This is a genomic window from Mycolicibacterium gadium (genome assembly GCF_010728925.1).
In the GTDB taxonomy this organism is placed as follows: Bacteria; Actinomycetota; Actinomycetes; order Mycobacteriales; family Mycobacteriaceae; genus Mycobacterium; species Mycobacterium gadium.
On the sequence record NZ_AP022608.1, the window covers coordinates 931,159 to 949,845 of the forward strand.

Sequence of the window (18,687 nt, forward strand, 5' to 3'; positions counted from 1 at the left end):
CAGCTGCATGAATGGATATGGCAGAGATGGACGAGGTATTCAAGGCGCTGGCCGACCCCAGTCGGCGCCTGCTGCTCGACAGCCTCAACGCCCGTAACGGGCAGAGTCTGCGCGACTTATGCGCGGAACTGTCCATGGCGCGACAGTCGGTCAGCAAGCACCTCGCGTTGCTCGAGGCAGCCAACCTGATCACCACGATGTGGCGGGGCAGGGAAAAGCTGCACTACCTCAACGCCGAACCGATCAACGCGATCGCCGACCGCTGGATCAACCAGTACGACCGTGCGCGAGTACAGACGCTCGCCGACCTGAAGATTGCATTGGAGACCGAACCGATGAGCAACAGTCCCGCCTTCGTCTACACGACCTACATCCGGACAACCCCGGAGCGGTTGTGGCAGGCGATCACCGATCCCGCGTTCTCCAACCGCTACATGGGCCACGCGCTGGTGTCGGATTTCAAGAAGGGCTCCTCTTATGTGTGGTCTGACTGCACCGGCCTGGAGATCGAGGACTCCGAGCAGGTGATCCTCGAGTCAGAGCCATATCGCAGGCTCGCGTTCACCTTTCACACTTTCGTGCCCGAGTTGACGACACTGGGCCTCGCTGAGGACGTCGTGAAAAAGGCGGCCTCGGAGAGGCGCTCCAAGGTTTCCTTCGATATCGAGCCGGCCGACGACGGTCAAGTGAAGCTCACCGTCATCCACGACGACTTTCCGCCTGAAAGCGCTGTGCGCGAACTCATTTCCGGCGGGTGGCCGTGGAAGCTCGCTAACCTCAAGAGCGCGCTGGAGCTGGCGTGACGGGAATGCCGGTGATCGCCGACCGGGCGACGTGGCAGGCGCGGATCGACGCGCTGCGGGTCCGAGAGAAGGCGCACACGCGAGAAGGGGATGCGATCGCGGCGGCCAGACGAAGACTACCGATGGTCGAGCTGGATGCCTCGACCCCGTTGCACGGCAACAACGGACCGGTCACCTTGCTCGACACCTTCGAGGGCCGTACGCAGCTGATCGCGTACTACTTCATGTGGCACACAGCACATTCCGCGGCCGAACAATGCGAAGGCTGCACATGGTGTGCCACCAGTGTCCAAGAGCTGTCGTACCTGCACTCGCGCGACATCACTTACGCAGTGTTCTGTCAAGGCCCGTATGACGAAAGTCGCCGCTACCGCGACTTCATGGCCTGGCAGATGCCGTGGTACTCCGCGCACGAATCTCTGGATGCCCTGCTCGTCGGACGGCAACAAGGTCTCATGCATCTGGTCTGCTACCTGCGCGACGGCGACCGCGTGTTCGAGACGTACTGGACCAATTACCGCGGCGTCGAATCCATGGACTACAGCCTCGCGCTGATGGACCTCACCGTCTACGGACGCCAAGAAGAGTGGGAGGACTCGCCGCGCGACTGGCCGATATACCCGCTCGGCGATGATCTCCAACCGATGCGCTCGGACGGACGCCCGATTGCGCAGTGGTCACGACTACACGCGGGCCGCTCCGACGACCTGAGATGAGAAGGGAGAAAGGCGAATGAAGACTCCACCCATTGTGTCGGCCGGGGAGTGGGATGCCGCCCTGAACGACATGCTCGTCAAGGAAAAGGAAGTTCAACGCGCCCGTGATGCCTTGGCCGCTCAGCGGCGTCGCATGCCCTGGACACCCGTTGACAAGGAGTACGTCTTCGACGGACCCGACGGCAAGGTGAGCCTTCTCGATCTGTTCGACGGCAGACGCCAGCTGATCGTCTATCGCGCGTTCATCGAACCAGGCACGGGCGGCGACGATGTCCCCGGGCACCCGGGCTGGCCCGAACACGGTTGTGTGGGTTGCTCATTGATGGCAGACCACGTGCCGAATCTCGCCCATCTGAACGCACGCGACACAACGTTCGTGTACGTGTCGCGTGCCACGCAACCCGACCTGGAGCGGATGAAGTCGAAGATGGGGTGGCAGCACCCGTGGTACTCGCTGACCGATGACTTCGACAAGGACTTCGGTGTCGACCTCTGGCACGGCACCAACGCCTTCATCCGCGACGAGAACGACCGTGTCTTCCGCACCTACATGATCTCCGGCCGCGGAGACGAAGTGTTCGTCGGCACCTGGAATCTGCTCGACATGACCGCGCTTGGGCGGCAAGAGAATTGGGAAGACTCGCCCGAGGGCTACCCGCAGGGTCCGCCCTATGAGTGGTGGCGCTGGAACGACACTTACGCCGGGCGGGGCCACGGCCCCGGCGGATGCTGCTCCTAGGACTTCACGCTCGCCAGTGCTTGGTCGATGATCTCCGACCACCGCGTCGCGTCGACGGCTTCGACCGCCGTGTCGCCGGCGAAGGCGCTCGAGATCACGATGTCGGGCTCGATGGTGCTCAGCAGCTTGATGCTGTCCCGCATTGCCGCCCCATCGCCTCGACCGGGCACTACAAAGGTCGACCAGGTGCCGTCACTGGCGGGAAATATGGTGTCGCCGGTGAAGAGATAGCGGTGACCGCCCGCGCCTGTCACGAGGTAACAGGTACTTCCGGGTGAATGACCCGGTGTGGGAAGCACTTCCACGTCGTTCGCATCGACATGTCGCACCGGCTCCAGCGGTACGTCGACCGAGCCGTGTGCGCTCACCTCTTCCAGTTCGGCAGCGGGAGCGTGTAACCGGCGGCCGAAGCGTTCGGCGATCCGGGCCAGGTTCGGGCCCGCCTCGTCGAGATGCGACAGGTACTGAGCCTTGACTCCGCCCAGTGCGTCGATCGCGTCGAAATCCGCATCGCCGGCCGGACTGTAGAACAGCACATTCCCCGCGGGCCGCCGCCACAGGTAGGCATGAGTGGTCAAGCCGGGGAAGGGCGAGTCCATCCGGGTTTGATAGAGATCGTCCTTGATCTTCGTCAAAGTAGCCATGACTGCAGCCTGCTTGCTCAACCATGGTTGAGGTCAAGCGAGTGATCAGATCGGAGGTTAGACTCGGCCCCCGGCGGCAACAGGGTACGTAGCCGGCGGCTCTCGGCGGCCGAATCGAACTGCTCTTTGAAGGGTGCCACCTTGGGTCGCATTGTCGTCGCCGCCAGCTCGCTGTCTGGGCATGTCCTTCCGATGATGCGCATCGGTGCGCACCTTCAGAGAATCGGCCACGACATCATCGTCATCTCGGCGCCCGATTTTCGGGATGACGTCGAGGGTGCCGGGCTGCGTCTGGTACCTCTTGGACCGGACGCCCGCGTCCGGCCGCCGTCCCAACAGCAACGCATCCCAATGCCAAGTCTTCTGCGCCGCTATCTGCTCGGGCTCGCAGAGTTGGAATCGACATTCGTGTCACCGCTGGCTGCCCAATACGACGCGCTCGAGCAGGTGCTGGCCGAGGAGCCGGTGGATGTCGTACTGGCTGATCTGACCTTCACCGGGGTGCTTGCCCTATTACTCAGAGATCGGCCAAGGCCCGAGGTGTTCACGATCGGGGTCGGGCCGGTCACTCTGTCGAGTGCGGACACGCCACCGTTCGGAATGGCTTGGGCGCCGCGCCCCGGCATGGATTACGACGGCGTCCACCGCGTTGTGCAGGGACTCATGCTGCGGGGCGTACAGAAGTCGTTGAATCGTGAACTCGAAGCGCTTGGAGCACGGCCGTCGCCCGTCGGCCTCGTCGACTGGCCGCGACTGGCTGACCGACTGGTCCAACTGACCGTGCCGACGTTCGAGTACCCGCGCCAGGATCTGCCCGGCTCCGTCGATTTCGTCGGCCCGGTGCTACCCGACGAAGTCGGAGCGTTCGACGCGCCGGATTGGTGGCCTGAGGTCCTGGCCGCGCGGACTGTCGTGCACGTCACCCAGGGGACGTTCGACAACCACGACCACGACCGGCTGATCGGAGCGACAGCCTCCGCACTGAAAGAAATGGACATCGTCGTCGTGGCGACCACGGGGCGACCGTTCGAATGCACCGACATGCCACCGAACGTCTTCGTCGCCGAATGGCTGCCCTATGCAGCGCTTCTACCTCATGTAGACGTCATGGTCACCAACGGCGGCTACGGTGGCGTGCAGCATGCGTTGCGCTACGGCATTCCGTTGATCGTCGCCGGAGAGTCGTCCGACAAGGCGGAGGTGGCCGCGCGTGTCGCGTACACAGGAGTCGGCGTCAACCTCGGTACCGACGCGCCTTCTCCTGCGCGGATCAGGGCGGCCGTCGAGCACGTCCTCGCGAGGCCCGACTATGGCGCTGCGGCCCAACGCATCGGCTCCGACATCGTGGGATCGCGGGCGCTCGACAGTATTGGCTCGCTGGTCAGCGGTGTGACGCAACTGAGCAGCCTCAAAGGCGCTCTGCGCGAGCAATATTCGCGATCTTCTCCGCCACAGCCTCCGCAATGACCAGCGCCTGAGCATCGCTTGCGGGTAGGTAGCGGTCGCCGGCCTCGTCGTAGGCCGCCCCCGCGATCGCAGCGTGATCCGTCGGCAGTTCGGTGAGCTCGACGGGCCATCCGTTGCGTCGAAGTATCGCAGCGAAATCACGGCTGACATCGACCGGAATGATCTGATCGTGGACGCCGTGCATCAGCGTGAACGGGGCACCCGTGCCGAAATCCGTCAGGTCGGTCGGCAGCGTCTGTCCGGAAACCGACTCTGCGACCATGAACGCGCCCGCAAGGCAAACCGTCTGTGCCAGTTCGAATTCGAACTCGGCCGCGTGGATCGTCGCGCCCGCGGCCGCTGCTCCACCGAGTGACCAACCGACCAGGACGATCGGTGTCGTCCACCGCGCACGGACGAACCCCAGCGATCCCAGGAGGTCGGCACGACCGCGGTCTGCGGCTCGGGAATTCCAGTCCGGCACGACGACACCGGCGCCCCGGTCGGCAACCCTTTCGGCGAGCGGGCCCATCGTGGCTCGCGCGTCGACCTGCGCACCATGCCACATCAGGACCGTGCGTTGCGCGGGATCACCGTATACATCTGCAAACCGACCTGGTGCGTATTCGACCGTCTCCATGTGTCGAGGGTTCCCGACGTCTACGAACTTATGCATAGCGCTCGGCGAACCGCCGCAGAATCGTGTGCGGATAGCGGACATTCCATTGCCGCGCTTCGGTTTTGAGCTGCTCGGCCGACTCGGGGGCGAAGTAGCCGTGATTCTTGTAGGCCTCGACGCGGGTGTAGATGCCGCCGAGGTCGAGTTCGGGATGGAACTGCGTGGCATAGACGTTCTCGCCGACCCGGAAGGCCTGGACCGGGCATTGCGGCGAGGTGGCCAGACACGCCGCGTCGTCCGGCAGCGTTGCCGCGCACTCCTTGTGCCCGCCGTAGGCGTCGAAGACGTCGGGCAGCTCGGCGAACAGGGGATCGGCTCGACCAGCGTCGGTGACCGTGATCGACATGCCGCCCACCGGTTCCGGATACGTGCGATCGATCCCCGCGCCGATGACGGTACCCAGCGTGCCGACGCCGTAACAGCAGCCGAGAAACGGGAAGTCCTCATCGACGATGCGCCCGATCAACGCGAACAGCTCGGACTCGACACGCTGCTGCGTCGCGGATTTCATCTCGGCCGCGTCGCTGACGTTGTATGGCCCGCCACCCAGGATGATGCCCGACCAGTCGGCGAGATCAATGGTGCCCAGTTCCTGGTGAGTGAGCCGGATGCGGTGCACACCCGTCGAATCCAGACCGGCGAAGCGCATCACCGCGGCGTACTCGTCGTCGGCCGCCTCATCCTCGCCGCGGATCGACAACAGCAGGAATGGTGCAGATAGCACGACACCCCGCGAGCCGTCAGAGCCCGCGGGGTGTCGCATGAATCCAATTAGGCCAGATCGAACCGGTCGTTGTTCATGATCTTCACCCACGCGGCGACGAAGTCCTCGACGAACTTCTGCTTGTTGTCGTCCTGGGCGTAGTGCTCGGCGAGCGCCCGCAGCTGCGAATTCGAGCCGAACACCAGATCATTGGCGGTCGCGGTCCACTTGAGCTGGCCCGACGCACGGTCGGTGCCCTCGTAGACGTGCTCGGCCATCCCCGACTTCCACTGCGTGTTCATATCGAGCAGGTTGACGAAGAAGTCGTTGGTCAGCACACCCGGCTTGTCGGTGAACACGCCGTGCTTGCTGCCGCCGTGGTTGACGTTGAGTGCCCGGAGGCCGCCGACCAGCGCCGTCAGTTCGGGAGCCGTCACCCCAAGCAGGATCGCCTTCTCCATCAGCAGCTGCTCCAGCGGAGCCTTCTCGCCCGGGCGCACGAAGTTGCGCAACCCGTCCCACCGCGGCTCGAGCACCGCGAACGACTCCACGTCGGTGTCCTCCTGCGTCGCGTCGGTGCGACCCGGCGCGAAGTGGACGTCGATTTCGAAGCCGGCATCCTTGGCCGCCTTCTCGACCGCCGCCGAGCCGCCCAGCACGATCAGGTCGGCCAGCGACACGTTCTTGCCACCGGCGTTGAACTCCTGCTGGATCTTCTCCAGCACCGGCAGCACCTTGGCCAACTCGGACGGCTCGTTGGCCTCCCAGTTCTTCTGCGGCTCAAGGCGAATCCGCGCACCGTTGGCACCACCGCGCTTGTCGGTGCTGCGGAAACTGGCGGCAGACGACCATGCCGTCTTGACCAACTGCTGCACGGTCAGTCCCGAGTCGAGCAGCTTGGCCTTGAGCGACTTGATGTCCGACTCGTCGATCAGCTCGCCCTCGACGGCGGGAACCGGGTCCTGCCACAGCTGCGGCTCGGCGACCCACGGGCCGATGTAACGGCTGATCGGACCCATGTCGCGATGCAGCAGCTTGTACCAGGCCTTGGCGAAGGCCTCGTTGAGTTCCTCGGGGTGGTCGAGCCAGCGACGGGTGATCGCGCCGAATTCGGGGTCCTCCCGCATGGAGACGTCGGTGACCAACATCGTCGGCTTGCGGTTTGGCCCACCGAACGGATCGGGGATGATCGCCTCGGCGTCCTTGGCCTCGAACTGCCATGCGCCCGCGGGGCTCTTGGTCAGCTCCCACTCGTGGCCGTACAGGATCTCCAGGTAGCGGTTGCTCCACTGGGTGGGCTTGTCCGTCCAGACCACCTCGAGCCCGCTGGTGACCGTGTCGCCGGCCTTGCCCGAGCCGAACGGGCACTTCCAGCCCAGGCCCTGCTGCTCGATCGGAGCGCCCTCGGGTTCGGGGCCCATGCCTTCGTCCGGGCCGGCGCCGTGGGTCTTGCCCAGCGTGTGGCCACCGACGATCAACGCGGCGGTCTCCTCGACGTTCATGGCCATCCGGCCGAAGGTCTCCTTGATGTCGACCGCAGCGGCGATCGGATCCGGCTTACCTTCGGGCCCTTCGGGATTGACGTAGATCAAGCCCATCGTGGTCGCGCCGTAAGGTTCGGCGAGATCGCGCTCACCGGAGTACCTCTTGTCGGTGCCGAGCCATTCGTCCTCTTCGCCGAAGAGGATCTCGACGGGCTCCCACACGTCGGGCCGGCCGAAGCCGAAACCGAAGGTCTCGAAGCCGGCCGACTCCAGCGCCACGTTGCCGGCGAAGACCAGCAGGTCGGCCCACGAGATCTTGTTGCCGTACTTCTGTTTGACGGGCCACAGCAGACGACGCGCCTTGTCCAGGTTGGCGTTGTCCGGCCAGCTGTTCAGCGGCGCGAAGCGCTGCATCCCCTCGCCGCCGCCGCCGCGTCCGTCGTAGATGCGGTAGGTACCGGCGGCGTGCCAGCTCATGCGGATGAAGAGGCCGGCGTAGCTGCCGTAGTCGGCGGGCCACCAGTCCTGCGACGTGGTGATGACCGAAAGCACGTCGGCCTTCAGCGCCTCGGGGTCGAGCTTGGCGAACTCCTCGGCGTAGTTGAAATCGTCGCCGTAGGGGTTGGAGAAGGAGCCGCGGGCGTGCAGCTTCGACACGTCGACCTGGTCGGGCCACCAATCCTGGTTGGTTCGGGGCGCGTGCGCCTTCGGCTTCGGCGTATCGATTACGGGGTTTTCACTCTCGCTTCCGCTGCTCGCCGTGGGCTTCTCGGGTGACGGCGGCTTGGCGTCAGGTGAATCAGACACAACATTCCTTCCGATGGGTGAAATGGGCTGTGATCACGTATGTGATCGCGACGTTTCTGATGCGGAACAATCTGGGCACAGGCCCCAGTAGATGACCTCGGCCTCGTCCAGGACGAAACCGTCGAGGGATCCGTCCGGATCGGACGGTGTCAGGCAGGGGGTGTCGCCGACGGCGCAGTCGACGTCGGCGATGACCCCACACGAGCGGCACACGACGTGGTGGTGGTTGTCGCCGACGCGCGACTCGTAGCGCGAGACGGAGCCCGATGGCTGGATGCGCCGAATCAAATTCGCGGCGGTCAACGCCGCGAGCACGTCGTACACCGCTTGACGGGACACGTCGGGAAGATTGACCCGCACCGCGGAGAAGATCGTCTCGGTATCGGCGTGCGGGTGCACACAGACCGCCTCCAGGACAGCGAGGCGGGGACGGGTGACGCGGAGGTCTGCGAGCCGCAGTTGCTCCGAGAAATCCGTCGTGGGCGCCACGACGACCATCATGCTCCTTTTCTGGAATCAGTCAAGACTTGATCTTCGGCGTGTTCGGACGGCTTTGAAACCCGACGGATCGTGTGTCCCTCGGACGCGTCAGAGCGCCTGGTCGACAACAATTTTGGTCATTGCACAGCCGATTCACAGCGTGTCTGAGTGTGTCGGGGCGGTATTACCACTGGTAGCCTGCCAAACTGCCGGAAGCGTGGTCGCGGGGAGGCGTACCGCCCGGCAGACCATCGCAACTGTTCGAGTCCCTCACGAAGAGAGTGTTGTGCGTACCGGCGAGATCAAGGCCCTGTCCGGATTGCGCATCGTCGCAGCGCTGTGGGTCGTGCTCTTTCACTTCCGCCCGCTGCTCGAGCAGGCCGCCCCGGGATTCAGGTCGGCGCTCGCGCCGGTGCTCGACTGTGGCGCCCAGGGCGTCGATCTGTTCTTCATCCTCAGCGGGTTCGTGCTGACGTGGAACTATCTCGACCGGATGGGCGATTCCTTTTTGTGGCGGTCCACGCTGCACTTCCTTTGGTTGCGGCTCTCGCGCGTGTGGCCCGTCTACCTGGTGACGATGCATCTGGCAGCGCTGTGGATCATCTTCACGCTCAACATCGGACATGTTCCGTCAGAGGCCGCCGGATCGCTCACGGCGATGAATTACGTCCGGCAGTTCCTGCTCGTGCAGCTGTGGTTCGCGCCCTACTTCGACGGCACCAGCTGGGACGGACCCGCCTGGTCGATCAGCGCCGAATGGCTGGCGTACCTCCTGTTCGGCGCGTTAATCCTGGTGATCTTCCGCATCGCCGGCGCGACGCGGGCGAGGGGCCTGTTCTTCCTCGCCGTCGCCGCATCGCTGCCCCCGGTGATGCTGCTGATGGCTACCGGCCTGTTCTACACACCATGGAGCTGGTTGCCGCGGATCATCATGCAGTTCACCGCGGGGGCGCTGGTGTGCGCGGCCGTGCGCAAGCTGGCACCGAGCGATCGGGTCCGCAAGGGTGCCGGTATCGCGTCACTTCTCCTCGCGGCGGCCATCGTCGGCATCCTGTACTGGCTGGACGCCAATCCCGTCCCGACGATCCATGACTCGGCCGGCTTGGTCGACGTGCTGTTCGTCCCGCTGGTGTCGACCCTGTCGATCGGTGCGGGCACCTTGCCGGCCCTGCTGTCCCTTCGTCCGATGGTCTACCTCGGACACATGTCATTCAGCCTCTACATGGTTCACGAGTTGGTGCACACGACATGGAATTGGATGGTTCTGCAGTTCGAACTGCAGCTCGGCCCCGACCTCGCGGGCAAGGCGGTGCTGTTGGCACTGTTCGCGGTTGCGATCGCGGGCGCGGTGCTGCTGTACCACCTCGTCGAGGAGCCCGCTCGCAAGTGGATGCGCAGCATGATGAAGCCGCCCCGCGACGCGCGCCAGGACTCTGGCCACGGCAGGCTGCAGACCATCGAAGGTCAGCGTGGGGATCGCACACCTGTGGTGTCCGCGCGTGCGGGATGAGGTCGCGCGTTGTCAGCGTCGATTTGGTCGAATGAGTCCTAGGCTGGTCCGGTGAGGCGGTTCGTCACGGTCATGATTGCGCTGGCACTGCTGGTCGGCGCGGGCGTTGGGCGCCCAATAAGGATGGGCTACAACGGCTCCGACGATGTTATGACGTTGAATTCGTCGGTGAATCGGATCGCGGTCGTCGGCGATTCCTACACGACGGGTACCGACCTCGGCGGCCTCGGCCCGACCGGGTGGACCGCCCGTGCCTGGGACGAGCTTGCGTCGTATCGGATGCCGATCTCGGCGGACGTCGGCGCCGAGGGGGGTGCTGGATACGGGACGCGAGGTAACCGGGGCGGTCTGTTCGAGGATCTGACGGCGCGGACAGTCAAGCCCGATGACGAGCTCATCGTGTTCTTCGGCTCCCGTAACGACCTGGACGTTGATCCCGCGCAGCTGTCGATCCTGGCGTACGGCACTTTCCAATTGGCCCGCCGCATCGCGCCGTCGGCGACGTTCCTGGTTATCGGGCCCCCGTGGCCGACCGTCAATCCGCCCGCGAACCTCGTGCGGATTCGCGACGCACTTCAGTATCAGGCCGGCGTCGCCGGCGCGACGTTCGTCGACCCCATAGCTGAACGCTGGTTCGTCGGGAAACCCGGATTGATCGGCTCCGACGGCGTGCACCCGACCGACGCCGGACACCAGTACATGGCGGATAAAATCGCTCCGCTCATCGCGGCACAACTGCCTGTCCGCTTATGAAACTCGGCGAGCGCGTCTTCGAACTGTTGACGCGTGTGCTGTCGCTGCGGGTGATCGTCATCGTCGCCGCGCTGTCGGTCGTGGCCTTGGTGATCACGCTCGGCGCGTGGGTCTGGTTCGGCGTAACGAACGACCAGTACAGCCAGCTGGATCGCCGCCTCGATTCGGTGAGCAGTCTGGGCGACATCAGCACGCTGCTGCAAACCGCGCAACAGGAGGGTGCCGATCAGCCCCAGGCGCCGGACGGCAACGTCGTGCGTACCGCGCGTGTCGACGGCGTAACCGTGTCGATGCCTCGCGAAGTGGTGCTGCCTGATTTCGACGTTGGCTACGCCAACACGACCATCGGCGGCGTCGAGTACCGCGTCCGCACGTTCACCGCCGGCGACGCGAAGATCGCGGTGGGTGCTCCGATCGCCGAAACGCAGCGCCGAATCAATGAACTGCACCGGCGGGTGCTGCTGATCTGCGGCGGCGTGATCATCGGTACCGTCCTGGTCGGCTCGGTGATGTGGTCGATCATGATCAATCCCTTCCGGCTGCTGGCACAGCAGGCGCGCGCGATCAACGCGCAGTCCAATCCCGATGAAGTCAAAGTGCGCGGTGTGCAGGAAGCGGTGGAGATCGCCGAGGCCGTCGAGGGAATGCTTGCCCGCATCGGCGACGAGCAGCAGCGCACCAGGGCGGCACTCGAATCAGCTCGGGACTTCGCCGCCGTGGCCTCCCACGAATTGCGTACGCCGCTGACGGCTATGCGCACCAACCTCGAGGTGTTGTCCACCCTCGAGATGCGTGACGATCAACGCCAAGAGGTCATCGCCGACGTCATGCGCACCCAGACCCGTATCGAGGCGACGCTCACTGCGCTGGAGCGCCTCGCGCAGGGCGAGTTGACCACCGTCGACGACTTCGTGCCCGTCGACATCACCGAGCTGCTGGATCGTGCGGCGCATGACGCGATGCGCAACTACCCCGATCTGGCCGTCTCGCTCGGATCGTCGACCACGGTGCTGATGGTGGGCCTGCCCGCCGGCTTGCGGCTGGTCATCGACAACGCCATCACGAACGCTGTCAAGCACGGCGGCGCAACCGAGATCTGCCTCAGTGCGGTCAGTTCCGGTGAGGGTGTGGAGATCGTCGTCGATGACAACGGCGCCGGTGTGCCGGAGGAGGAGCGCGCCGCCATCTTCGAGCGGTTCTCCCGCGGGTCGACGGCCGCGCGGTCCGGTTCAGGACTCGGGCTTGCGCTCGTGGCCCAGCAGGCGGACCTGCACGGCGGCACGGCGTCGATGGAGGCCAGCCCCATGGGAGGCGCGCGGCTGGTGCTGCGGCTACCGGGGCCGAGTTAGGTTGTGACACTGATGAATTCGGCGATGACGGCGGCCAGTTCCGCGCCTTTCTGCTCTGCGATGAAATGCCCGGCGCCGGTGATGATCGTGTGCGGCTGACACTGGGCGCCGGGGATCTGCGCTTGAAACACCTTGTCCCACCCACGAGTTGGTGGATCGCCGTCTGAATACGCGGTCAGGAAGGGCCTTTCCCACCGCCGCAGGGCGGCCATGGTGTCACGCCCGATCGCCGCACCGGGATCGTTACGTGTCAGCGGGATGAGCGCGGTCATCTGCCGTAGTCCGGCTTTGTAGCTGAGGTCTGGGAAGGGGGCGTCGTACGCCGCGAGCACGTCGGCAGCGAGCGGGCCGGCCACCGCGTTCAGGAACATGCTCGGATTGATGTCCGGCGCACGTGCGTACAACGCGACATAGTCGAGCAGTGTCTCCTGCAACATCACCCGGTCCTCGTCGACACCGTGATGCGCCCATGCGAGCTTGCCTGCCAACCCTGGGTCGCACGTGTGCAAGATGGTGTTCGTCGCGACCACCCTCGCAAACCGGTCGGGTTCACGGGCCAGCACGCTCAGCCCGATCGGCCCGCCCCAGTCCTGCACCACCAGCGTCGCCTCGCGCAGGCCGAGCCCGTCGATCAGACTCCGGGTCCAGTCGATGTGCCTGCGAAACGTGTAGGCCGTCGCGTCGGCGAGTTTGTCGGAGCGACCGTAGCCGACGTTGTCCGGCGCGATGACCCGCATTCCCGAGTCCACAAGGGCCCGAATGACATTGCGGTACATGAACGACCACGTCGGCTGCCCGTGCAGGAGGACGACAACGGGCCCGTCGGCGGGCCCGGCGTCGACGTAGTGCATCCGCACCGGGGGTACGCCGCGGGTCTCGACGACGGCGTAGCTGGGCGGAAACGGATAGTCGGGCAGGTTGTCGAATCGCTCGTCTGGGGTTCTGAGAACGTCCATGGGGTCGACGTGCGGTCCGCTCAGTCCTCCTTGGCGATCAGCCGCTTGAGCGCCTCGCGATCGGGCGCGAGGAGTTCATCGATGCGCGGCTGGTTCACATCGGCGACGATGATCTCGCCGACCTCCTGGTACACGTTGCTGAAGATGCCGTGGGACTTCATCTTCTCGGTCTGATAGATGTTGTCCTCGGTCGGCGTCACGTAATAGACGATCTCCGGCTTGAAGCGGTGGATCAGCCAGAGATGGATGACGTCCATCAATCGCTTCTTGCGCATCTTCTCCGAGAAGGTGTTCTGATCGCGCACCGTCAGGATGTTGCGTCCGTGCCGGTCCTTGATGGGATCGACCACGACGTTGGCGAGCGGATCTTCGCCGTCGCCGAGGATCTGCAAGTCGAGGACATCGGAGCCCGCGCGACGCGGTCGTAGCTGCACCCGGAGTGTCTCGCCGAGCTGATAGTGATCGCTCCACAGCGCCAGCCACTCCTCGAGCAGCTTCTTCGGCACCTCGGTTTGCACCAGGTGCTGGTGCTGGGTGGAGCCTTCGCCCATGGACTTGGTGGTCGCCGTGCGTCCCGACGACGCGGCCAGCGCGGCATCGCTGCGCGGCCCGCCGACCAGAGTTTGCGGTGTGCGGTAGGGAGATTCGACCAGTCGCATCTTTCGCTGCAGGCGAGCCAGTGCGAGCATGCCCTCCTGCCGCAGCGACGTGGCGAACTCCTCGCAGGCCACACCGTCGACCTGGTGGCCGCCGTAGGTGATGAAGTTGAAGACGAACCCCATCTTGCCGAGTTCCTCAGGGAAAGCACGCATCTCGTCGTCGCTCATGCCGGTGGTGTCCCAGTTGAACGAGGGAGACAGGTTGTACGCCAGCATCTTCTCGGGGAACTCGGCGTGAATCGCGTCCGCGAACTGCTTGGCGTCGGCGAGGTCGGCGGTCTTCGTCTCCATCCAGAGAATGTCGGCGAACGGTGCGGCGGCCAGCGATTTGGCGATCGCGTAGGGGATGCCGCCACGGATCTGGTAGTAACCTTCGGGGGTTTTCGCCCGCTCGCAGTCCCATGCGGCGTCGGCGCCCAGCTCCTTGGCCTTTTGCCGCGCCGAGTACAGCGGTGCCTTGGCGGCGAACTTGCGCCAGTCCGCGGCGCTCGTCTCGGCCGGCTCACCCTCGCGCTCACGGAAGTCGAGGAGATCGCCGACCGCCTCGCCATAGGTCTGCAGGCCGGCGTCGATCTGCCAGGCGTCGACGAACTTCGATTCGACCCGATCGAATATCGCATCGATCGAATCGTCGGCGCTGTCCTGCCACTCCTTGGCGGCGTCGGTGATCATGGCCTGGATGCCGTGGCGTTGGAGCCATGCGTCGGCGGCCGCGTACTCACCGTCGGGCAGGGCGTAGAGCAGATGTCCTCTGAGGTCCGTGACCCCCGCGTCGTGGAACTGCCGCATCATCGCCAGGAAGCAGGCCTTGTACGACGGGATCTTGAGGTTGGTGACGCCGAGCAGGAACGGCTGATCGCGCTCGTCGGCGCGGCTGTCGAGCAGGTTGGCGGCTTCAGCGTCCGTGCGGGCCACGATGATGCCGGGCACCCGCATGATGTCGAGCTGGAAGCGAGCGGTGTTCAGCCGTTTGATCTGTTCGTCGGAGGGGACGAGAACCTTGCCGCCCTGGTGGCCGCACTTCTTCGTGCCAGGACGCTGGTCTTCGATGTGGTAACCGGGCACCCCTGACTCGACAAAACGGCGAATGAGGTTGCGTACGTGGGGATCTCCGCCGTGCCCGGTGTCGGCGTCGGCGATGATGAACGGTCGGTAGTCATACGCCGGGGTGGTTTCGCGTTGTTCGGGGGTCATGCGCAGCCGTAGGTACTGCTGATTGCGGTCCGCGGTCAGCAGCGCGCGCACCAGGCCGGCGGCCTCGTCGGGCACCTGACTCAGCGGGTAGCTGGCCAGGTCGGGTCCCGGGTCTTCGCTGATCGACCCCTTGGCCGATGTAGCCCAGCCACCGAGATAGATGCCCTCGATGCCCATCCGCTTCATGACCACCGCCTGGCCCGGCGAATAGGGCCCGAAAGTGGTGATGCTCTTCTTCTGGGCGAACAGTTCCCGCAGGCGCGGGTGGAATGCCATGGCCGCCTCACGGGCCACGGTGTAATCGGACGGGATCGTGCCGCGCTGCTCGACTACCTGGCGGGCTGAGTAGAGACGAATGATCCCGTCGAATCGCGGGCTGTCGAAGTACCGCTGGGTGTCTGCGACATCCCGATCAAACGGGGTCTGGGGCGCTGCATCCGCTTCGATAATGGCCATACCTCACAGTACGACCGACGCCTGTGTGTCGATGGCGTTATCGCCTACGGTCTGCCACGCCAGGAGCGGGGGGACGAACCGTGAGTGCGGCGAAACACCCTGCTGAAGTACCCGGGGTCGGCAATGCCGACCTGTCGGGCGACCTCCTGTATGGGTAAGTCGGTGTCGGCGAGCAGGCGCCGGCTTTCAGCCATCCGGCGGTCGATGATCCATTCCTGCACGGTCCGGCCGGTCCTACGGCGGACGATGGTCGTGAGGTGTCCGGGCGTCATGCCCACCTCGCGCGCCACGTCGCGCAGGGACAGGGCTTCGCCATGGCGGCGTTCGATCACGGCGAAGACGTCGGCGAGCACGGGTTCGCCGAGGTGTCGCAGGTCTCCCACCACATCGTCGGCCATCCGGGCGAGATCGATGAGCAGCAACAGCAGATGCGCAAGGGCGGCCTGCCGGTAGCCCTCCAGCCGCGCGTCGAGTTCTGCTTCGATCGCGGTGATCGCGGCGTCCCACGCCGCCCGTCGTGCCGTGGGCAACGTCAGCTTGAGCAACCCGCCCGATTCACCGTGCAGGAACGGAAAAAGCAGGGGATGGCCCCGCCAGACCGGCCAGGCCGCGTCGCCGTCCGCACCCAGTGCTGCCGGGTCGAAGAACATCCCGATACCGCCGTCGAACCGATCCAACTGAGTTGGGTCGAGGACCTCACCTGCCGCCGCCACGTAGACGAGCCCCTTCGCCTGCACGTACCAGAGCGCGGGAAAGTCGTGAATGTGTCGGCCGTGATCGAGCATCGCCTTGCGCGACGCGCGCACCACCGACACCGGCGGAGTATCGGGATCGGTGGGATACCGGTACAGCGGGACGCCGCTGCGGAGTCCGACCAGCCGGGATGCCACTGTCATGTGAACCAAAGATAGTCCTATTCTTGCCGAGGATCACCCGACTTGCCTCGTACTCAACGATTCACCATAGAGACATGACCGAAAATCATCCTAATTCCGTGAGGCCACATGGGGCAGACGGCCATGACTACCTGCCCGCGGCCGGCCGCGACGCATTGCTTCCGTTCTACGATCTGCTGACCCGAGCGCTGGGCATGCCCAAGGTCTACAACAACCTCATAGACCAGGCCGAAGTTGCCGATGGGATGTCCGTCCTCGAAATCGGTTGCGGTACCGGCAACCTCACTGCTCGAGTGCACCGTGCACATCCGCGGGCCGCCGTTGTCGGTATCGACCCGGATCCGCGGGCTTTGGCTCGGGCGGAGCGCAAGGTCGGCGTCGGAAACCGAATCCGGTTCGTGCGAGGTTACGTTCAGAAGCTACCGTTCGGTGCCGACGAATTCGACCGTGTCCTGTCCTCGATGATGTGGCACCACCTGGATCGAGAAGCGAAAACCACGGCGGCGAGCGAGATACTTCGCGTGCTGCGCCCCGGAGGCAGCCTCCATCTTGTCGACATCGGCGGTGACATGACCCCGTCCGACGGGTTTCTGGCCAAGAGGTTCCTTCGCAGTGAACATGCGGCGGGGAACCTCGGGGATGCGATTCCGTCGCTACTGCGTGGTGTCGGCTTCGATTGCACGACGGTTGCCTCGCAACGTCATCGGGGTGTCGGCCGGCTCACGTACTACCGTGCGATGCGACCGGCGGCCTAGCGCTTACCGCACGGGGTTGGTCAGCGATGCGAGCTCGTCGCCGAGTTCGCAACGCACCACGTCGCCGGGCTCGATCGCGACCGCGCCGGGGGTGCCGGTGGACAGGATGTCGCCGGGGTAGAACGGCATCACCTGGCTGTGGAAGCTGAGCAGTTCCGCGGGGGAGAACGTCATTCCCGAGACGGTGTCCTTGCGGTGCACGGCGCCGTTGTGGATGGTCGCGACGCGCAGATCTGCCAGCGGCGCATGGGCCAGCACTTCGTCGAGCGTGATCAGGTCCGGGCCGAAGGAGAAGAACGTGGGGTAGTTCTTGACCCGCGTGAGATAGCGCGGGTTCTCCAGCAGCACCGTCTCGGCCGTCTGATCGAGCACCGGCACGACGCCCGCTACATAGGCCATCGCGTCCTCGACGGGGACCTGGTAGCAGGTACGTCCGATCACCAGCCCCAACTCGGCTTCCGCGGTCACCTTGCCGATCCCCGGCGGGACGATGATCGGCTCACCGGGGCCGATGATGGTGTGGTCGCCCTTGATGAACGAGGCAGGCGAGGTGCGCGGCGCCCGCTCTCCAAGATCGCCGGCGTGCGCGCCGTAGTTGAGCCCGATACCCAGTATTTTCCGAGGCCGCGTCCAGGGCGCCAGCAGGAGCGCATTCGGATCGACACAGTGGTCGTCGTGGACCCCGGTGTTCACCGCGGCGGCGAGTGCGTCCAGCTGTTCACCAGCCAGGAGCGACAACAGGTCCGTCGGTCCGCCGGCCAGCACCCGATCGATGCGGGCGAGGCGGCCGTCGCCTAGCGCGACACACGCGAATTGTTGGTCGCCCAGCGCCACGCTGCGAATGCGCATCAGGCGACGCCTCTGATCAGTCCGCCGTCGACGCGGACGACGGAACCGGTGACATACGAGGCTCTTTCGCTGCATAGGAATGCCGCGACGTCGGCGTACTCCTCGGGACGACCGTACCGCCCGACCGCAATCGTGGCCGCACTGTCTCGCATCACTTCTTCTGTGGTGCGCCCTTCCCGTTCGGCCCGGCGTTCGTCGAGAAATCGGGTCCGGTCGGTCTCGATCCGGCCCGGCACAATGACATTGGACGTCACGCCGTCGCCTCCCACCTCGTCGGCCAGCGTCTTGGACCACGCGTGCAAGCTCGCCCGAAGCGTGTTCGAAAGGCCGAGGTTGGGGATGGGAGCCAGAGCACCCGACGACGTCGATGTGAGGATGCGTCCCCACCGGCGCTCGCGCATCCCGGGCAGGACGCGATCGGTCAGCATGATCACCGACAGCACCATCTGGTCGAAACTCGTTCGCCACACGACGGCCTCCTGACCGGTGACGGTCGTGGGCGGTGGTCCGCCCGTGTTGTTGACCAGGATGTCGATCGGCCCGAGCGTGTTCTCGACCGCCGTCACGACGGACTCCATGCGATCGAGATCGCCGAGGTCCCACGCGAGCGGCAAAGCCTTCGCGCCGGCATCCTCCACCCGGGCAGCCGTTCTGGCCAGCGCATCGGCCGAGCGGCCTGCGGCGGCGACGTTCACCCCTTCCGCAGCGAGGCGCGCCGCGATAGCGCTGCCGAGGCCGCCGCTGGCGCCCAGCACCAGGGCGGTTCGTCCGGAAATGCCGAGATCCATTGGGGCGCTCCTTCAATGCTG

18 protein-coding genes are annotated in these 18,687 nt (G+C 65.2%); 8 read left to right on the forward strand and 10 right to left on the reverse strand.

All coding sequences use genetic code 11. From position 1 onward, the window contains the following. Positions 1–26: 26 nt before the first annotated feature. The 3 genes from G6N36_RS04485 to G6N36_RS04495 are packed head-to-tail and all read left to right on the forward strand — an operon-like array spanning position 27 to position 2,258. Entirely contained in the window at positions 27–803 is a 777-nt protein-coding gene (locus G6N36_RS04485) for an ArsR/SmtB family transcription factor (RefSeq protein WP_163690406.1), read from the forward strand. Beyond that, positions 800–1,519, forward strand: a complete 720-nt coding sequence (locus G6N36_RS04490; protein ID WP_197746601.1) for a DUF899 family protein — start codon at positions 800–802, stop codon at positions 1,517–1,519. Before G6N36_RS04485 ends, G6N36_RS04490 begins: the two co-directional genes overlap by 4 nt. Before the next feature lie 16 nt (positions 1,520–1,535). Beyond that, positions 1,536–2,258: a DUF899 domain-containing protein gene (locus tag G6N36_RS04495; protein WP_163685291.1), complete on the forward strand. Its 723-nt coding sequence runs from the start codon at positions 1,536–1,538 to the stop codon at positions 2,256–2,258. Here the strand turns inward: G6N36_RS04495 and G6N36_RS04500 are convergent. After that, complete coding sequence (locus tag G6N36_RS04500; protein WP_163685293.1) at positions 2,255–2,902, reverse strand: MBL fold metallo-hydrolase; 648 nt, start codon at positions 2,900–2,902, stop codon at positions 2,255–2,257. The genes G6N36_RS04495 and G6N36_RS04500 overlap by 4 nt on opposite strands. 141 nt (positions 2,903–3,043) lie before the next feature. Between G6N36_RS04500 and G6N36_RS04505 the strand changes: the two genes are divergently transcribed. Further along, the gene (locus G6N36_RS04505; RefSeq protein ID WP_235689970.1) at positions 3,044–4,369 is read left to right on the forward strand and encodes a glycosyltransferase; all 1,326 of its coding nucleotides are present in this window, start codon (positions 3,044–3,046) and stop codon (positions 4,367–4,369) included. Here G6N36_RS04505 and G6N36_RS04510 read toward each other — a convergent pair. The 4 genes from G6N36_RS04510 to G6N36_RS04525 are packed head-to-tail and all read right to left on the reverse strand — an operon-like array spanning position 4,311 to position 8,519. Continuing rightward, positions 4,311–4,988, reverse strand: a complete 678-nt coding sequence (locus tag G6N36_RS04510) for an alpha/beta hydrolase (RefSeq protein WP_163685295.1) — start codon at positions 4,986–4,988, stop codon at positions 4,311–4,313. The two genes, G6N36_RS04505 and G6N36_RS04510, sit on opposite strands and share 59 nt — an antisense overlap. 28 nt (positions 4,989–5,016) lie before the next feature. Next, positions 5,017–5,790 carry a glutamine amidotransferase gene (locus G6N36_RS04515; RefSeq protein ID WP_163685297.1) on the reverse strand — a complete coding sequence of 258 codons (774 nt, stop codon included), beginning with the start codon at positions 5,788–5,790 and terminating at the stop codon, positions 5,017–5,019. 8 nt (positions 5,791–5,798) lie between these two features. Next, a complete protein-coding gene (gene katG, locus G6N36_RS04520; RefSeq protein WP_163685299.1) occupies positions 5,799–8,021 on the reverse strand; it encodes a catalase/peroxidase HPI in 2,223 nt (740 codons plus the stop codon). 33 nt (positions 8,022–8,054) lie between these two features. Then, a complete protein-coding gene (locus G6N36_RS04525) occupies positions 8,055–8,519 on the reverse strand; it encodes a Fur family transcriptional regulator (protein WP_276067177.1) in 465 nt (154 codons plus the stop codon). Positions 8,520–8,787: 268 nt separating this feature from the next. On the opposite strand from G6N36_RS04525, the gene G6N36_RS04530 reads away from it, so the two are divergent. From G6N36_RS04530 to G6N36_RS04540, 3 genes are read left to right on the forward strand one after another with little or no spacing between them, the layout of a single operon-like run. Beyond that, positions 8,788–10,011 (forward strand): acyltransferase family protein, encoded by a 1,224-nt coding sequence (locus tag G6N36_RS04530; protein WP_163685301.1) that lies wholly within the window; start codon positions 8,788–8,790, stop codon positions 10,009–10,011. Between the two features lie 51 nt (positions 10,012–10,062). Continuing rightward, positions 10,063–10,764 (forward strand): Rv0518 family GDSL lipase, encoded by a 702-nt coding sequence (locus G6N36_RS04535; protein ID WP_163685303.1) that lies wholly within the window; start codon positions 10,063–10,065, stop codon positions 10,762–10,764. Further along, entirely contained in the window at positions 10,761–12,113 is a 1,353-nt protein-coding gene (locus G6N36_RS04540; protein ID WP_163685305.1) for a sensor histidine kinase, read from the forward strand. The genes G6N36_RS04535 and G6N36_RS04540 overlap by 4 nt, the downstream gene beginning before the upstream one ends. Here G6N36_RS04540 and G6N36_RS04545 read toward each other — a convergent pair. Genes G6N36_RS04545 through G6N36_RS04555 form a run of 3 tightly spaced genes read right to left on the reverse strand, consistent with a single transcriptional unit; the run spans position 12,110 to position 16,274 of the window. Beyond that, positions 12,110–13,069, reverse strand: coding sequence for a haloalkane dehalogenase (locus G6N36_RS04545; protein WP_163685306.1), 960 nt, complete (start codon positions 13,067–13,069; stop codon positions 12,110–12,112). The two genes, G6N36_RS04540 and G6N36_RS04545, sit on opposite strands and share 4 nt — an antisense overlap. Positions 13,070–13,089: 20 nt before the next feature. After that, a complete protein-coding gene (aceA, locus tag G6N36_RS04550; RefSeq protein ID WP_163685308.1) occupies positions 13,090–15,378 on the reverse strand; it encodes an isocitrate lyase ICL2 in 2,289 nt (762 codons plus the stop codon). Positions 15,379–15,422: 44 nt separating this feature from the next. Then, a complete protein-coding gene (locus G6N36_RS04555; RefSeq protein WP_163685310.1) occupies positions 15,423–16,274 on the reverse strand; it encodes a helix-turn-helix transcriptional regulator in 852 nt (283 codons plus the stop codon). Positions 16,275–16,348: 74 nt separating this feature from the next. Here G6N36_RS04555 and G6N36_RS04560 point away from each other — a divergent pair, with 74 nt between their 5' ends. Further along, on the forward strand, positions 16,349–17,029 hold the full coding sequence (locus tag G6N36_RS04560) for a class I SAM-dependent methyltransferase (protein ID WP_163685312.1): 681 nt from the start codon (positions 16,349–16,351) through the stop codon (positions 17,027–17,029). 3 nt (positions 17,030–17,032) lie between these two features. Here G6N36_RS04560 and G6N36_RS04565 read toward each other — a convergent pair whose 3' ends face one another. Then, complete coding sequence (locus tag G6N36_RS04565; RefSeq protein ID WP_163685314.1) at positions 17,033–17,878, reverse strand: fumarylacetoacetate hydrolase family protein; 846 nt, start codon at positions 17,876–17,878, stop codon at positions 17,033–17,035. Then, positions 17,878–18,666, reverse strand: a complete 789-nt coding sequence (locus G6N36_RS04570) for an SDR family oxidoreductase (protein ID WP_163685316.1) — start codon at positions 18,664–18,666, stop codon at positions 17,878–17,880. The genes G6N36_RS04565 and G6N36_RS04570 overlap by 1 nt, the downstream gene beginning before the upstream one ends. Positions 18,667–18,687 lie beyond the last annotated feature (21 nt).

Excerpts from the sequence above, each read along its gene's own strand:
- G6N36_RS04485 (WP_163690406.1), top strand. The coding sequence starts at position 27 with ATGGACGAGGTATTCAAGGCGCTGGCCGACCCCAGTCGGCGCCTGCTG.
- G6N36_RS04495 (WP_163685291.1), top strand. The coding sequence starts at position 1,536 with ATGAAGACTCCACCCATTGTGTCGGCCGGGGAGTGGGATGCCGCCCTG.
- G6N36_RS04500 (WP_163685293.1), bottom strand. The coding sequence starts at position 2,902 with ATGGCTACTTTGACGAAGATCAAGGACGATCTCTATCAAACCCGGATG.
- G6N36_RS04510 (WP_163685295.1), bottom strand. The coding sequence starts at position 4,988 with ATGGAGACGGTCGAATACGCACCAGGTCGGTTTGCAGATGTATACGGT.
- G6N36_RS04515 (WP_163685297.1), bottom strand. The coding sequence starts at position 5,790 with ATGCGACACCCCGCGGGCTCTGACGGCTCGCGGGGTGTCGTGCTATCT.
- G6N36_RS04525 (WP_276067177.1), bottom strand. The coding sequence starts at position 8,519 with ATGGTCGTCGTGGCGCCCACGACGGATTTCTCGGAGCAACTGCGGCTC.
- G6N36_RS04540 (WP_163685305.1), top strand. The coding sequence starts at position 10,761 with ATGAAACTCGGCGAGCGCGTCTTCGAACTGTTGACGCGTGTGCTGTCG.
- G6N36_RS04545 (WP_163685306.1), bottom strand. The coding sequence starts at position 13,069 with ATGGACGTTCTCAGAACCCCAGACGAGCGATTCGACAACCTGCCCGAC.
- aceA (WP_163685308.1), bottom strand. The coding sequence starts at position 15,378 with ATGGCCATTATCGAAGCGGATGCAGCGCCCCAGACCCCGTTTGATCGG.
- G6N36_RS04555 (WP_163685310.1), bottom strand. The coding sequence starts at position 16,274 with ATGACAGTGGCATCCCGGCTGGTCGGACTCCGCAGCGGCGTCCCGCTG.
- G6N36_RS04560 (WP_163685312.1), top strand. The coding sequence starts at position 16,349 with ATGACCGAAAATCATCCTAATTCCGTGAGGCCACATGGGGCAGACGGC.
- G6N36_RS04565 (WP_163685314.1), bottom strand. The coding sequence starts at position 17,878 with ATGCGCATTCGCAGCGTGGCGCTGGGCGACCAACAATTCGCGTGTGTC.
- G6N36_RS04570 (WP_163685316.1), bottom strand. The coding sequence starts at position 18,666 with ATGGATCTCGGCATTTCCGGACGAACCGCCCTGGTGCTGGGCGCCAGC.